The organism is Pseudomonas marincola (genome assembly GCF_900682675.2).
Classification (GTDB): domain Bacteria; phylum Pseudomonadota; class Gammaproteobacteria; order Pseudomonadales; family Pseudomonadaceae; genus Aquipseudomonas; species Aquipseudomonas marincola.
The window spans coordinates 2,949,508-2,962,875 of the sequence record NZ_LR215729.2 but is presented as its reverse complement, the minus strand read 5'-3'; the positions used below and the strand labels follow the sequence as shown (position 1 = coordinate 2,962,875).

Here is a 13,368-nt window from a genome sequence, read left to right as displayed (position 1 = left end):
GCAAAAATAAGCGGCGGACTCTAGCACAACCGCAGCCAGTCTTGGGTGACGCACATCAGCCAAGATCAGCAAACGTCGCTTTTCAGCGTTTCATCCATCCCGCGCTCAGGATAGTCTAGGTGCACTCCGACTGAGCGAGAACTGCCATGAATGATCAAACCCTGGATGCCGATACGGCTGAAACCGCTGACGACGCCGTGCAGCTTTCAGCTGTCGAGGCGCGAGTGTTGGGCTGCCTGATAGAGAAGCAGGCGACCACGCCAGAGGCCTATCCGCTGACACTCAATGCGCTGGTGCTGGCCTGTAATCAGAAGACCAGCCGCGAGCCGATCATGAACCTTGCGCCGGGGCCTGTCGGGCAGGCTTTGCGCAGCCTGGAGGCGCGCGGGCTGGCACGTTTGCAGATGGGCAGCCGCGCCGACCGCTGGGAGCATCGCGCCGATAAAACCCTGGAACTGGTTGCGCCGCAGGTGGCGCTGGTTGGCTTGCTGTTGTTGCGCGGGCCACAAACGCTCAATGAACTGCTAACCCGCAGCAGCCGGCTGTTTGCCTTTGATGATATCGAGCACGTGCAGCAAGGCATCGACCGTCTGATAACCCGGGGCATGGCGTGTCAGGTGGCGCGCCAGAGCGGCCAGCGTGAAGATCGCTACATGCATTTACTGGGTGAGCCTGCTGACTTTCAGGCCGCCGTCGAAGCCCGAGCCGCCTCGGCAGACACCAGTCAGGCCGCTGCCAGCCCAGCCTATGAGCAGCGCCTGCAAGCACTGGAGGCGCGAATCGCCGAGCTTGAGGAGCGCCTTGCCGCGTTGGAGTAGTGGGCTTGCCGGAAGGCAAACCGTGCGTCGCTTGTTCAACGGCGCACGGGTTTCAGCGCTAAATCGCTTGAGTGCTAAGCCTTAAACGTAATTCTGCGGGCTGAGCTTGCGCTCGACCATCTCGATCAGAATGTGCAGCACCTTGATGTGCAGCTCTTGCACGCGGTCGGCGTAATCACCGCCTGGCGCACAGATACACACGTCGGCCAGTGCTTCTAGCTTGGAGCCGGGCTTGCCGGTCATGCCGATGACCTTGACCCCGAGCTTCTTTGCCGCTTCTGCCGCATTCAACACGTTAGGGCTTTTGCCGCTGGTGCTGATGGCGATCAGCACGTCACCGCTGCGCCCGTGTGACTCGATATAGCGCGAGAAGATGAAGTCGTAGCCGAAGTCATTGGCCACACAGCTGATGTGGCTTGGGTCGCTGATCGACACAGCCGCAATACCCGGACGGTTATTGCGGTAACGCCCGGTCAGCTCTTCGGCAAAGTGCATGGCATCGCACATCGAACCGCCGTTGCCACAGGAAAACGCCTTGCCCTGATGCTCAAAGCTGTTCACCAACAATTGTGCAGCCTGCTCGATATTGCGCAGGGTTTGCTCATTGTTGATGAAGTTGTTCAGCGCGGTTTGCGCCTCCAGCAAGCTGTTACGAATATGTTCGATCATGTGGACCTCAAGGCAGCTCAGGGCTGCAATAGAATGCACTCAGAACAGTCACCAGGTGTGCCAGATCGTGGCTGCCCGCCAGCTCGCGGATCGAGTGCATGGCAAAGGTTGGCAAGCCGATGTCGACCGTGCGCACGCCTAGCTGGCTGGCGGTAATCGGGCCGATGGTCGAGCCGCACGCCATGTCGCTGCGTACCACGAAACTCTGCACCGGCACTTCGTTCTCAAGGCACAGATGGCGGAAGAAACCGGCTGTTTCGCTATTGGTTGCATAGCGTTGGTTGCTGTTGATCTTGATCACCGGGCCGGCATTAAGTTTCGGGCCGTGGTTGGCGTCGTGCTTATCCGGGTAATTGGGGTGCACGCCGTGGGCGTTATCGGCCGAGACCAGCAACGAGCGTTGAATGGTCCGCACAAAGGCGTCTTCGTCGGTCAGCAGGCGGCGCAGCACTTGCTCCAGCATCGGGCCGTCGGCGCCGCAAGCTGAGCTTGAACCGATTTCTTCGTGGTCGGTGCACACCAGCACACAGGTTTCGCTGTCGGCGGAGTCGAGCAGGGCTTGCAAACCGGCGTAGCAGGACAACAGGTTGTCCAGGCGGGCACCGGCAATGAAGTCGCGTGACAGACCGATAACCGCAGCGGGCTGGGTGTCGTAGAAGCTCAGCTCGTAGTCGAGCACAGCGTCGGCATTGAGGCTGTGTTCGCCCGCCAGTTGGCTGGCCAGCAGCGCACGGAAGTCAGCAGGCTCGGTGCCGGCAATTTGCGCAAGAATTGGCGGTAATTCGGTTTGCGGGTTGATCGCCCAGCCCTGATTGGCTTCACGGTTGAGGTGAATGGCCAGGTTGGGGATGGTGGCAATCGGCAATTCAAAGTCGATCAACTGGCTCTCGACCTTGCCGTCTCGGCGGAAGGTCACGCGCCCGGCGAGAGACAAGTCGCGGTCGAACCACGGCGCCAGCAGCGCGCCGCCATACACCTCGACGCCGAGCTGGAAAAAACCCTGACGTTGCAACTCGGGATGCGGCTTTACGCGCAGGCACGGGCTGTCGGTGTGCGCGCCGACCAGGCGGATACCGCCCTCGACCAGCGAGCGCTTGCCAAGTTTGAAGGCGATAATTGAGGAATCGTTACGGGTTACGTAGTAGCGACCACCGGCTTCGGTGCGCCAGGTTTCGCGCTCATCGAGGCGCTGATAACCGGCAGCTTCAAGGCGCATGGCCAGGCTTGCGGTGGCATGGAAAGGGGTGGGCGAGGCCTGCAGGAAATCGATCAGGCCTTGGTTGAGTTCGTCACGCATAGAGCACTCCGGGCAGCAATGCCCCGAGTTTATAGGATTTGCCGGTTTTTCGCTGGGCTCAACAGGGCTTGCTGCTTCACGCTGGGATGCTGATCAAACTCAGCACATGTTCAGCTACCAGGCTGAACTGGCCGGCCAACTCGCTACCCGCAGGCCATTGCTCGGATAAATCGATCAGCAGGCGCATCCGCGCGGCGCCGCTTTCGCTGGCATCGGCACTGATGAGTTCGGCGTCGTGGAAATAAAATCGGGTAAGCACCTGCGGATACAGGGCCTTGAACAGACTTTCTTTGATCGAAAACGTCAGGCTTATGCGCCAGGCGCGTTGCTCATCAGACAAGCCAATCAGTTGCTTGAGTTCATTGGGCGTGAGTATTTCCGCGCAGAGGCGTTCGGCGCGTTGCGCTGGCAGCAGTTTCTCGGCGTCTATGCCGAGCCCACGAAACTCGGAGCGGCGCGCGGTAATTGCACCGGCCCAGCCTTGACCGTGGGTAATCGAGCCGCATACATCGCTTGGCCACTGCGGCGCCCGATCGGTGCCCACTGCAGGCACGCTGGCTGTACCCGTCAGGCTGAGCAGCGACTGGCGGGCGCACAGGCGTCCGGCCAGATACTCGGTCTGGCGCTTGGCGACGCCGCGCACCGGCGCGATATCGCAGCGTGCAAAGTCTTCTGCCAGCAATTGCGCAGGGTCGAAGTGGCAACTGGTCAACACCACGTCGGTTAACGGCTGCGGGAATGGCCAGTGCTGACTCAGGTCGCTACAACAGGCGGGCATTTCGGGGCTATTGATCATTGGCGTATTTTGCATGGCGCAGGCGGGCTAAGCCAGTCGCTTAAGTAGGGTTTACAGGGCCTGGTTGGCCAGATTGGCCTGAGGCGACAGAACAAATGGTTCAACGGGCAAATGACTCAGAACACCTTCATCAGCATGACCCCGGCCATGATCGCGCCACAGGCGAAGAGGCGTCGAATCGGCAGCGTTTCCTTGAGTAATAGCCAGCCGATTAGCAGGGCAAATACCACGCTGGTTTCGCGCATGGCCGACACCAGCGCCACGGGCGCCTGCGTCATGGCCCAGATCACAATGCTGTAAGCCAGCATCGACATCACGCCGCCGATAAAGCCGTCACGCCAATGGCCGCGCAATGTGAGAAACACCTTTGGGCCGCGCAACAGGGCCAGCACCAGTGCGGTGACCACGCCGTTGGTGATGAACAGCCAGATCGAATAGGACAATGCATCCTGATTAAGTCGCGCGCCTGCTGCATCGCTCAAGGTGTAGCCGGCGATGCAGGCCGCCGTGAGCAGTGCGTTGATCAGCAGTGGCCGATTCATCGGAGCGTGGCGGTTGCCGCCATAAAAGGCCATCAGCCAGATGCTGGCGACCAGAATCAGCAAGCCCAGTAATTGACCGCTGCTGAGGTGATCGTGGAGCAAAAATACCGATAGAGCAGCGACAATCAGCGGCGAGCTGCCGCGGGCTATCGGGTAGACCTGGCCCAGATCGCCGTGTTGGTAGGCCGAGGATAAAAACCGGTTATAGCCGATGTGCAGCAACGCCGACAGGCCGATCCACGGCCACGCGGCGCTCGACGGGAATGCCACGAATGGCGCTGCCAGCAACGCCGCGATGCCCGCGCTTATCTGAATCAGCGAGGCGGTCAGGTAGCGGTCGAGGCCAATTTTAAGCAGTGCGTTCCAGCCAGCGTGCAAGGCGGCTGCGAGAATAACGGCGAGGAAGACCCAGATGTCCAACGTAAACGTCCTTATGCCGCAGCCTGCAGATATTGCACAGCGGCATAAGGACTTTCACACGGCAAATTCAATCCTGTAAAGAACCAGTATCGCTGAATTTACCAGCCAGGCACGCCACTCATGTCGGGCAGTTTGTGGGCGATGCCCTTGTGGCAATCAATACAGGTTGCCTCGCCACTGGCCAGTGCGGTTGAGTGCATTTGCGTGGCGCGTTTGCCCTGTTTGGTAAAGTCCATGTAATCGAAGTTGTGGCAATTGCGGCATTCCAGCGAGTCATTCGCCTTGAGCCGTTTCCATTCGTGCTCGGCCAATTCGCGGCGGTGAGCCAGAAACTTCTCGCGGGTGTTGATGGTGCCGAAAATCTTGCCCCAGACCTCTTTGGAAGCCTGCATCTTGCGTGCGATCTTGTCGGTCCATTTATGCGGCACGTGGCAGTCCGGGCAGGTGGCGCGCACGCCTGAGCGGTTGCTGTAGTGAATGGTGTCCTTGAGTTCAACAAACACGTTGTCGCGCATTTCATGGCAGGAGGTGCAGAACTCCTCGGTGTTGGTCACCTCCAGCGCCGTGTTGAATCCGCCCCAGAAAATAATTCCGGAAATAAAACCGACCAGGGTCAGAAATCCCAGGCTGTAATGCACGCTGGGCCGACGCAGTACGCCCCAATAGTCCTTGAGTAAGGCGAGCAATGCTTTCATGACGCCTCTCCTTAGGGTTTCTTCGCCGATTCAGCGGCTTGCTTTTCCAGTAACTGGTCGATGGTTTCGAAATTATTCTCGACCAGGGTCGGGGCATTCTTTTGCGTAACATGGCACTGATTGCAGAAGTAGCGCCGTGGCGATACCGCCGCCAGTGGCTGACCGTCGCGGTCCATGTAGTGCGTAATGCTGATCATCGGCGCCTGACTGCGCTCGCTGTTGGCGCGGCTGTGGCAGCTCAGGCATTTGTTGCTGTTTTTATCGAGGTGATAGCCGCGAATGCTGTGCGGAATGGTCGGCGGCTGCTCGGGGTAATTGCGTTCGCGTTTGAGGTCTTTGTTTTCGGTCACACTCAGTTCGGGCGCAGGTAGGCTTTCGCTGATGGTGCCACCGGCTCGCCGGCTATCCGGCGCCGGCGCATCAAGTGGATAGTTGAGGTCGCTGGCAACAGCCAGGCCGAACACGGCGAGTAGCATCAACGGCAGTAGGCGATAACTCATGACTGAATTCCTCAGGCCATTTTGACCAGTTCGATCTTCACCGCACACTTCTTGTAGTCGGTTTGCTTGGAGATCGGGTCGGTGGCATCCAGAGTGACTTTGTTGATCAGTTTTCTGGCGTCGAAGAACGGCACGAAAACCAGACCCTGAGGCGGCTTGTTGCGCCCGCGTGTTTCAATCCGGGCACGTGTTTCACCACGCCGGCTGATGACCTTGACCTCGCTGCCGCGTCGGGCATTCATCGCCTTGGCATCTTCGGGGTGCATATACACCACGGCATCCGGTACGGCCTTGTGCAGTTCCGGCACGCGCTGGGTCATGCTGCCGGTGTGCCAATGCTCAAGCACCCGACCGGTGCATAACCAGAACGGATATTCCTCGTCCGGAGACTCGGCTGCGGGCTCGTAGGGCAGGGCGAAAATGATCGCCTTGTTGTCGGCATTGCCATAAAACTGCACCTCGCTGCCTTTCTCGACATAGGGGTCCAGCCCCTCGCGATAACGCCAGCGGGTCTCTTTGCCATCCACCACCGGCCAGCGCAGGCCGTGTGCGACGTGGTAATCATCGAATGGGGCAAGGTCGTGACCGTGGCCGCGCCCGAAGGTGGCGTATTCCTCGAACAGGCCTTTTTGCACATAGAAGCCAAACGCCTTGACCTCATCGTTGAGGTAACCTTCGGCCAGGTCTTCACTGGGAAATTTGTCGACATTGCCGTTTTTGTAGAGCACATCGAACAGTGTTTTACCTTTGAACTCCGGCGCTTTTGTCAGCAGCTCAGCAGGCCAGACTTCATCGGTGGTGAAGCGCTTGGAAAACTCCATCAACTGCCAAAGGTCGGACTTGGCGTCGCCGGGCGGGCTAACCAGTTGATGCCAGAACTGCGTGCGGCGTTCGGCGTTGCCGTAAGCGCCTTCTTTTTCCACCCACATGGCGGTCGGCAAAATCAAGTCGGCTGCCTGCGCTGACACAGTCGGGTACGGATCGGAAACCACCACGAAGGCGTCGGGATTACGCCAGCCCGGCAAGGTTTCCTGCATGATATTGGGGCCGGCCTGCATGTTGTTGCTGGCCATTGCCCAATAGACTTTGAGCACGTTGTCCTTGAGCATGCGGCTCTGTTGCACGGCATGAAAACCAGGCTTTTCCTGAATGGTGCCAGCCGGGATTTTCCAGATTTTTTCTGCGGTTTCGCGGTGCTTGGGATTATTCACCACCAGGTCTGCTGGCAGGCGGTGGGAGAACGTGCCGACTTCGCGGGCCGTACCGCACGCTGACGGTTGGCCGGTCAGGGAGAATGGGCTGTTGCCAGGCTCACTGATTTTGCCGGTGAGCAGGTGGATGTTGTAGACCATGTTATTCGCCCACACACCACGGGTATGCTGGTTGAAACCCATGGTCCAGAACGACACGACTTTGCGTTTCGGGTCTGCGTAGAGCTCGGCCAGTGCTTGCAGGCGCTCAGCCGGGACGCCGCTTTCCTTGGCCGCGCGGTCCAGCGTGTAGGGTTTGACGAATTCAGCAAACTGCTCAAGTGAGATGTCGGTCCAGGTGTTGGCCTTGTCGGCGTTTTTGGCCTGCATCTCCAGCGGATTATCGGCGCGCAGGCCATAGCCGATGTCGTCGGCGCCCTTGGCAAACTTGGTGTGCTTGCTGACAAAGTCCTGATTGACTGCGCCGGACTCGATGATGTGATTGGCGATGTAGTTGAGAATCAGCAAATCCGTTTGCGGGGTGAACACCATCGGAATATCGGCCAGCTCAAAGCTGCGATGCTCGAATGTCGAGAGCACGGCAACCTTGACCTCGGGGTGGCTCAGGCGCCGGTCAGTGACCCGGCTCCACAGAATCGGGTGCATCTCGGCCATGTTCGAGCCCCACAGCACGAAGGCGTCGGTGGCTTCGATGTCGTCGTAACACCCCATTGGCTCGTCCATGCCGAAGGTGCGCATAAAGCCCATAACTGCCGAGGCCATGCAGTGGCGCGCGTTGGGGTCGATGTTGTTGCTGCGAAATCCGGCTTTCATCAGTTTGTTGGCGGCGTAGCCTTCCCACACCGTCCATTGTCCGGAGCCGAACATGCCGACCGATTCAGGCCCGTTGGCCTTGATGGTCTCCTTGTACTTCTGGGCCATGATGTCAAAGGCCTGGTTCCAGCTGATCTCGACGAACTCGCCTTGCTTGTCGTACTGGCCGTTGCTCATGCGCAGCATCGGTTTGGTCAGGCGGTCGACGCCGTACATGATCTTCGACAGGAAGTAGCCCTTGACGCAATTGAGGCCGCGATTGACCTCGGCCTTGACGTCACCGTGGGTGGCCACGACCTGATTGTCTTTGGTGGCGACCATCACGCTGCATCCGGTGCCGCAGAAGCGGCAGGGTGCCTTGTTCCAGTCAAGGGTAGTCATGTCTGCTTCAGTAACCAGATTGCTTGCCGAGGTCACAATCGGCATCCCGGCAGCTGCTGCGGCAATTGCAGCGGCCTGGGCTTTGGCAAACTCGCGACGGGTCATGCTCATTGGGATTCTCCTTCCGGGGAGAGTATTTCGTGATAGACCAGAGCGGCGTTGAGCACACCCGGCAAATTACTGATTTGATCGATACGCTTGAGAATCTGGCTTTCGTTTTCCGCCTCGATTACCACCACCAGCTTGCCCAGCGGGCTTTCCTGATGCAGTTCGAGGTCAGACAACAGGCGCAGGTTGGCTTTCACCTGCGCGAATAATTCGGGACGTGCGTGCACCAGTAAACTGGCTATGTGCAGGGTTTCTTGCATGGATATGCTCCGCAATGTGTAGGGCGCTTTCGGTTGCTATCAACCGGGCGGACCGGGAGGCCCCACGAGCATTTGCAAGAACCACACAAAAAAACCATAGCCACCGACAATGGCAACGGCGAGAACGGGAAACAGGCAGATAATCAGGAATAGAAACAGGCGCGTTTCTTTGCCTTTGTCAGCATTATTTTGATTCGTCTGGTCCATGTAGTCAGACTCCGTTTGCTGTTGTTATCAGCTTAGTTGCCCCTTTGGAAAAATCGATTGGCCTGCCTGATCACCGACAAACGGTCTGCATGAAACTCGCTACAGGGCAGGCTATTTGCACCTCCGGTGTTGCCCATGAACCATTGAGACGCCCACTGGCGCGCCACTTTCGGTCATAATTAGCGGCTTGAATCCTGCCCTAAGTGATCTCTATCAATGGATCAGTCAATGCCCGAATCACACCACCTGAAACAAGGAACCCGCGCCTATACCCAGGCAACTCTGGCGCTGTTCTGTGCAGGATTTGCGACCTTCGCGCTGCTCTATTGCGTGCAGCCGTTATTGCCGCTGCTGGCTGAAGAGTTTGCGGTGTCGGCTGCCACCAGCAGTCTGGCGTTATCGCTCACCACGATGAGTTTGGCCCTGTGCCTGCTGGTGTCGGGAGCGCTGGCCGAAAGCTGGGGCCGCAAGCCGGTGATGCTGGGCGCATTAGGGATTGCCAGTGTGCTGGGGATTGCCTGCGCATTCGTCACCAGTTGGGACCTGTTGTTGCTGTTTCGCGCATTGCTCGGCCTGGCTTTGAGTGGGTTGCCCGCGCTGGCGATGGCCTATGTTGGCGAGGAGTTCGACCCGCAAGCTCTGCCCGCCGCGATGGGGCTGTACATTGGCGGCACGGCACTGGGCGGTCTGCTCGGGCGGCTCTTGGCTGGTCTGTTAAGTGACCTCGGTGGATGGCATTGGGCGCTGGGCGGAATTGGTGTGTTGGGTGTGCTGGCGCTGATCAGCTTTGCCTGGCTGCTGCCGCCTTCACGGCATTTCCACGCGCAGCCATTGTCGGTTCGCGGCTTGCTCAACAACTTTGCCATGCACCTGCAAAACCGTGATTTACGCTGCCTGTTCTCGTTGGCATTTTTGCTGATGGGCGGCTTTGTCGCGCTGTTCAATTACGTTGCATTTCGCCTGGCCGCCGCGCCGTTCAATCTGTCCTCAACGGTTATCGGCATGCTCTTCACGGTGTATCTGATGGGCATTTTGAGCGCCGGTTGGGCAGGGCGTCTGGTGCCACGTTTCGGTGCTCGCCAAGTGCTGCAAAGTGGCATCGGCATCATGCTGGTGGGCGTCTTGCTCTGCGCCTCTACCCATCTGTTTGCTGTGGTTATCGGCTTGGGCCTGTTTACGTTGGGGTTCTTTGCGGCCCATGCAGTGGCCAGTGGCCAGGTCGGTCAGCGTGCCAACGGCGCCAAGGCACAGGCTTCGGCGCTGTATCTGTGCGCCTATTATCTGGGCTCGAGTGTGGTGGGTTACGCGGCCGGTTATGTTTGGCAGCATTTTGGCTGGTTGCCATTGCTCGGTGTGCTGGCGTGTTTGTTCATCGTCGCCGCTTGGCGCGCACGACGCTTGTAAGCGTCTCAGGATTCTTGCGCGCGGTAGTTACCCGGCGTAAGGCCCGTCCATTTTTTAAAGGCCCGGTGAAACGCCGAGGGTTCGGAAAAACCCAACTGCTCGGCGATGGCCTGAATCGACAGTTCGTCGCGCCCCAGGTGATAAATCGCCAGGTCGCGGCGCAGCTGATCCTTTAGCTCCTGAAAACTGCAACCTTCTTCGCGCAGATGCCGGCGCAGGGTTTGCGGGCTCATGTGCAGATGTTTGGCGACGCATTCAAGGTCGAGCCATTGCGTGCAATCGCGGCCGAGCAAGCGCCGAATCTGGCTGCCCAACGTGTGCCCGCCGTGCGGGCGGGCCAGCAAGTCTGCCGGTGAGCGCAGCAGAAAATGTTTGAGGGTGCGTTCATCCTGTAACAGCGGCATGTTCAGGTAACGCCGGTGAAAACGCAGCGTGGTGTGCGCGGCTGAAAACTGCCGTGGGCAGGGGAATAACAGCTCGTACTCGCTGGCATGTGCGGGTTCGCTGTAGGCAAAGCTGACATGTTCGAGCGTGATGCGCTGGCCGATCAGCCAACTGCCCAGCCGATGCCAGATCACCAGCAGGCTTTCGAGCAGAAAGTGATCCGGGTCATTCAGTTGGCTGCCATCCACACTCAACTCGGCGCTGTCACCCACAATATTCAGCGTGATTGCGGGAGCGTCGGCAAACAGGCCATAAAACAATGCCCCCCGGCTGAGGGCTTTTTCCAGTGAGCGGCAGTTGATGATTGCGTGGCACATCATCGCAAATGTGCCGCGTCGGCTGCGTTGCACGCCAAAGCCCAGGTATTCGTCGTCGAGGGTTTCCCACAACAGGCGAATCAATTGGGTGAATTGCTCGGGCGCCAATCGCGCACGCGGCTCTTCAAGCAGTGCCGGCTGAATATTCAACTGACGCAGCAAGAGGTGGCAATCGTGGCCGTGCATCTCGGCGCCACGCAAGGCGGCTCGCACGAAATGACTGGCAATGGAGCGCTCGCGCATTCGCCTATCCCGGGTTAAAACCCTGCGATCTTAGCCATGCGGATGTGCTTGCAACAAGGGTGTTGGCATATTTGCCGGCAACTGCGGCGGATGCGTGCGTGTGCAGCGGGATTTTGCGGGGGATGCAGCCATTGCTGGCCTATCGTGACGGGCAGGCAGCCGCAGTCACGATAAGCCACGAACGGTTCAGCTCAGGGCAGAATATTCATCATGTACAGCTGGCTCAGCACCGCGACCGTTGCGGTCGTCACCACGGCCAGCGTCAGCAGCAAAACCGCTACCGGCGCCACTTTCGGGTGCAGCGGGCGACGGACCCAGGGCAGCAGCAATATCAGGCCAAACACGAACCACATGGTCAGGCGCGGCAGCAGGCGCATTTGATCGAGGTGCACTTCGGCAACGGCCCAAGCGGTGCAGATAATCATGCCCAGGGCATAGACCGCGATAGCGCCCGGATGGGTTTTGAACAGCAGCACGCTGGTGATTACAAAAAATAACGCGTGTGCCAGAAAGAACCACGATTGTTCGAGCAAGCCCAGATAAATCCCTGCGCTCGGCAGGACAATTCCCACTATCAGCATCAATGCGCCAACCAGCTTTGCGGGAAGTGGGCTGTAGGTCGGGGCTCGTTCAGAGCGCATATGGATCCTCCGTTGTCGGTAAAATTTTGCAGCGAGCTGCGGTCTTGCAACTCGGTGGGTTCGGGCGATGGCGGGTATTTTCAACCATTGCGGGGTGATTAAGCCAGCGCCTGCGCCAATGCCTGGATTGCGCGGCGGCCATTATCGCCTGAACGAATGCGTCAATCGAGCCTGAGCAGATGAGTCATTGAGTGAGTGCGCTGCGCCGCCTAATCTGCTGTGCAGAGCGCACAGATGCTATTGAAAGGTTTGCATGCTTCAACGCAGGCTTGCCGCACGGGAAAACGTCAGTCGTTACATCGGCGGTTGATTTGCTGCTGCGCGATTGCACACTGACGCAACCTTGCCCTTATCGGATTGCACGCGATGTCTTTATCCAGCCTGTACGTAAACGTATTGGCAGAACCAAGGAAACGCCATGAACGGGCCGTTGGCTTCACTGAAAATTCTGGATTTCTCGACCCTGCTGCCAGGGCCATTTGCCTCGCTGCTACTGGCCGACATGGGCGCTGAGGTGCTGCGTGTCGAGTCGCCGACACGGGCTGATTTAGTTCGCGTTCTGCCGCCGCACGTAGACGGCGTTTCGGCCAGCCACGCCTACCTGAATCGCAATAAGCGCAGCATTGCTCTGGACCTGAAAAAGCCGCAGGCGGTTGAGCTGGTCAAGCAGTTGGTGAGCGAGTACGACATTGTGCTGGAGCAGTTTCGCCCCGGTGTGATGGCGAAACTGGGGCTTGGCTATGAGGCGCTCAAAGCCATCAACCCCAAGCTGATTTACGTATCGATCACCGGTTACGGTCAAACCGGCCCTTTCAAGGCGCGCGCCGGTCACGATATCAATTACCTGGCGTTGTCTGGTGTGGCCAGTTACACCGGACGTCAAGAGAGCGGGCCGCTGCCGCTGGGTGTGCAGTTGGCCGACATCGCCGGCGGTTCGCTGCATGGTGTGATGGGACTGCTGGCGGCCGTCATCCAGCGTCAGGTCAGTGGTGAAGGGCAGCATGTTGATATCAGCATGACCGACTGCTCATTCAGCCTGCACGGTATGTCGGGGGCCGGTTTTCTCGCGGCCGGAGTCGAGCCGGACATGCAGAATCAGGTGCTCAATGGCGGCAGTTTCTACGATTATTACCGCAGCCGCGATGGTCGCTGGTTCTCTGTCGGCAGTCTGGAGCCGCAGTTCATGCAACAGTTCTGTGAGGCCATCGGCAAGCCTGAATTGGCGCGCATGGGCTTGTCGCCGAAACCCGAAGATCAGGCCAGCCTTAAACGGGCGATTGAGATTGAATTCGAGAAGCGTGACTTTGCCGATTGGTGCGAGGTCTTTGCGGCACTCGATGCCTGCGTCGAACCCATGCTCAAAATCAGCGAAGCGCTCGAGCATCCGCAGCTCAAGGCGCGCGGAGTGACCGTGCAGGTGCCAGTGGACGCGGAACACAGCCAGACCCAGATCGCCTGCCCGATAAAGTTCTCTGCCGGCTTGCCGCAGCCGCGCCATATTGGCGCAGCCGTTGGCGCACATACGGTGGCGGTGTTGCAGGCGCTGGGTTACAGCGAGGCGCAAATCAGTGAGCTGAAAGCCTCTGGGGCAGTCGCCTGAGC

14 protein-coding genes are annotated in these 13,368 nt (G+C 58.9%); 3 read left to right on the top strand and 11 right to left on the bottom strand.

Features of this window, described 5'->3' with window-relative positions; genetic code table 11:
- Positions 1-146 precede the first annotated feature (146 nt).
- Positions 147-818 (top strand): YceH family protein, encoded by a 672-nt coding sequence (locus tag PMYSY11_RS13830; protein ID WP_150549531.1) that lies wholly within the window; start codon positions 147-149, stop codon positions 816-818.
- 81 nt (positions 819-899) lie between these two features.
- On the opposite strand, the gene lpcA is transcribed toward PMYSY11_RS13830, so the two are convergent.
- The 9 genes from lpcA to napE form a co-directional block, all read right to left on the bottom strand.
- Complete coding sequence (lpcA, locus tag PMYSY11_RS13825) at positions 900-1,487, bottom strand: D-sedoheptulose 7-phosphate isomerase (RefSeq protein WP_150549530.1); 588 nt, start codon at positions 1,485-1,487, stop codon at positions 900-902.
- Between the two features lie 7 nt (positions 1,488-1,494).
- Complete coding sequence (locus PMYSY11_RS13820; RefSeq protein WP_150549529.1) at positions 1,495-2,784, bottom strand: M18 family aminopeptidase; 1,290 nt, start codon at positions 2,782-2,784, stop codon at positions 1,495-1,497.
- A gap of 76 nt (positions 2,785-2,860) precedes the next feature.
- Positions 2,861-3,580, bottom strand: coding sequence for a 4'-phosphopantetheinyl transferase family protein (locus PMYSY11_RS13815; RefSeq protein WP_150549528.1), 720 nt, complete (start codon positions 3,578-3,580; stop codon positions 2,861-2,863).
- 116 nt (positions 3,581-3,696) lie between these two features.
- Positions 3,697-4,542 (bottom strand): EamA family transporter, encoded by an 846-nt coding sequence (locus tag PMYSY11_RS13810; protein ID WP_150549527.1) that lies wholly within the window; start codon positions 4,540-4,542, stop codon positions 3,697-3,699.
- A gap of 98 nt (positions 4,543-4,640) precedes the next feature.
- Positions 4,641-5,237: a cytochrome c3 family protein gene (locus PMYSY11_RS13805; protein ID WP_069898942.1), complete on the bottom strand. Its 597-nt coding sequence runs from the start codon at positions 5,235-5,237 to the stop codon at positions 4,641-4,643.
- An 11-nt stretch (positions 5,238-5,248) separates the two neighbouring features.
- Positions 5,249-5,737 (bottom strand): nitrate reductase cytochrome c-type subunit, encoded by a 489-nt coding sequence (locus PMYSY11_RS13800; protein ID WP_069898940.1) that lies wholly within the window; start codon positions 5,735-5,737, stop codon positions 5,249-5,251.
- A gap of 11 nt (positions 5,738-5,748) precedes the next feature.
- The gene (gene napA, locus PMYSY11_RS13795) at positions 5,749-8,253 is read right to left on the bottom strand and encodes a nitrate reductase catalytic subunit NapA (RefSeq protein WP_150549526.1); all 2,505 of its coding nucleotides are present in this window, start codon (positions 8,251-8,253) and stop codon (positions 5,749-5,751) included.
- The gene (locus PMYSY11_RS13790) at positions 8,250-8,510 is read right to left on the bottom strand and encodes a chaperone NapD (RefSeq protein ID WP_069898936.1); all 261 of its coding nucleotides are present in this window, start codon (positions 8,508-8,510) and stop codon (positions 8,250-8,252) included. The genes napA and PMYSY11_RS13790 overlap by 4 nt, the downstream gene beginning before the upstream one ends.
- Positions 8,511-8,549: 39 nt before the next feature.
- Positions 8,550-8,717 carry a periplasmic nitrate reductase, NapE protein gene (gene napE, locus PMYSY11_RS13785; RefSeq protein WP_069898934.1) on the bottom strand — a complete coding sequence of 56 codons (168 nt, stop codon included), beginning with the start codon at positions 8,715-8,717 and terminating at the stop codon, positions 8,550-8,552.
- A gap of 228 nt (positions 8,718-8,945) precedes the next feature.
- Here napE and PMYSY11_RS13780 point away from each other — a divergent pair, with 228 nt between their 5' ends.
- The gene (locus PMYSY11_RS13780) at positions 8,946-10,121 is read left to right on the top strand and encodes an MFS transporter (RefSeq protein WP_069898932.1); all 1,176 of its coding nucleotides are present in this window, start codon (positions 8,946-8,948) and stop codon (positions 10,119-10,121) included.
- A gap of 5 nt (positions 10,122-10,126) precedes the next feature.
- On the opposite strand, the gene PMYSY11_RS13775 is transcribed toward PMYSY11_RS13780, so the two are convergent.
- Together PMYSY11_RS13775 and PMYSY11_RS13770 are read right to left on the bottom strand one after the other, a co-directional pair.
- The gene (locus PMYSY11_RS13775) at positions 10,127-11,125 is read right to left on the bottom strand and encodes an AraC family transcriptional regulator (protein WP_150549525.1); all 999 of its coding nucleotides are present in this window, start codon (positions 11,123-11,125) and stop codon (positions 10,127-10,129) included.
- Positions 11,126-11,316: 191 nt separating this feature from the next.
- Positions 11,317-11,766, bottom strand: a complete 450-nt coding sequence (locus PMYSY11_RS13770; protein ID WP_069898926.1) for a hypothetical protein — start codon at positions 11,764-11,766, stop codon at positions 11,317-11,319.
- A gap of 418 nt (positions 11,767-12,184) precedes the next feature.
- Between PMYSY11_RS13770 and PMYSY11_RS13765 the strand changes: the two genes are divergently transcribed.
- Complete coding sequence (locus PMYSY11_RS13765; RefSeq protein WP_150549524.1) at positions 12,185-13,366, top strand: CaiB/BaiF CoA transferase family protein; 1,182 nt, start codon at positions 12,185-12,187, stop codon at positions 13,364-13,366.
- The last annotated feature ends 2 nt before the right edge of the window (positions 13,367-13,368 follow it).

Bases quoted from the DNA above. Each gene is read 5' to 3' on its own strand.
- PMYSY11_RS13830 (WP_150549531.1), top strand. From the start codon at position 147: ATGAATGATCAAACCCTGGATGCCGATACGGCTGAAACCGCTGACGAC.
- lpcA (WP_150549530.1), bottom strand. From the start codon at position 1,487: ATGATCGAACATATTCGTAACAGCTTGCTGGAGGCGCAAACCGCGCTG.
- PMYSY11_RS13820 (WP_150549529.1), bottom strand. From the start codon at position 2,784: ATGCGTGACGAACTCAACCAAGGCCTGATCGATTTCCTGCAGGCCTCG.
- PMYSY11_RS13815 (WP_150549528.1), bottom strand. From the start codon at position 3,580: ATGATCAATAGCCCCGAAATGCCCGCCTGTTGTAGCGACCTGAGTCAG.
- PMYSY11_RS13805 (WP_069898942.1), bottom strand. From the start codon at position 5,237: ATGAAAGCATTGCTCGCCTTACTCAAGGACTATTGGGGCGTACTGCGT.
- PMYSY11_RS13800 (WP_069898940.1), bottom strand. From the start codon at position 5,737: ATGAGTTATCGCCTACTGCCGTTGATGCTACTCGCCGTGTTCGGCCTG.
- napA (WP_150549526.1), bottom strand. From the start codon at position 8,253: ATGAGCATGACCCGTCGCGAGTTTGCCAAAGCCCAGGCCGCTGCAATT.
- PMYSY11_RS13790 (WP_069898936.1), bottom strand. From the start codon at position 8,510: ATGCAAGAAACCCTGCACATAGCCAGTTTACTGGTGCACGCACGTCCC.
- napE (WP_069898934.1), bottom strand. From the start codon at position 8,717: ATGGACCAGACGAATCAAAATAATGCTGACAAAGGCAAAGAAACGCGC.
- PMYSY11_RS13780 (WP_069898932.1), top strand. From the start codon at position 8,946: ATGCCCGAATCACACCACCTGAAACAAGGAACCCGCGCCTATACCCAG.
- PMYSY11_RS13775 (WP_150549525.1), bottom strand. From the start codon at position 11,125: ATGCGCGAGCGCTCCATTGCCAGTCATTTCGTGCGAGCCGCCTTGCGT.
- PMYSY11_RS13770 (WP_069898926.1), bottom strand. From the start codon at position 11,766: ATGCGCTCTGAACGAGCCCCGACCTACAGCCCACTTCCCGCAAAGCTG.
- PMYSY11_RS13765 (WP_150549524.1), top strand. From the start codon at position 12,185: ATGAACGGGCCGTTGGCTTCACTGAAAATTCTGGATTTCTCGACCCTG.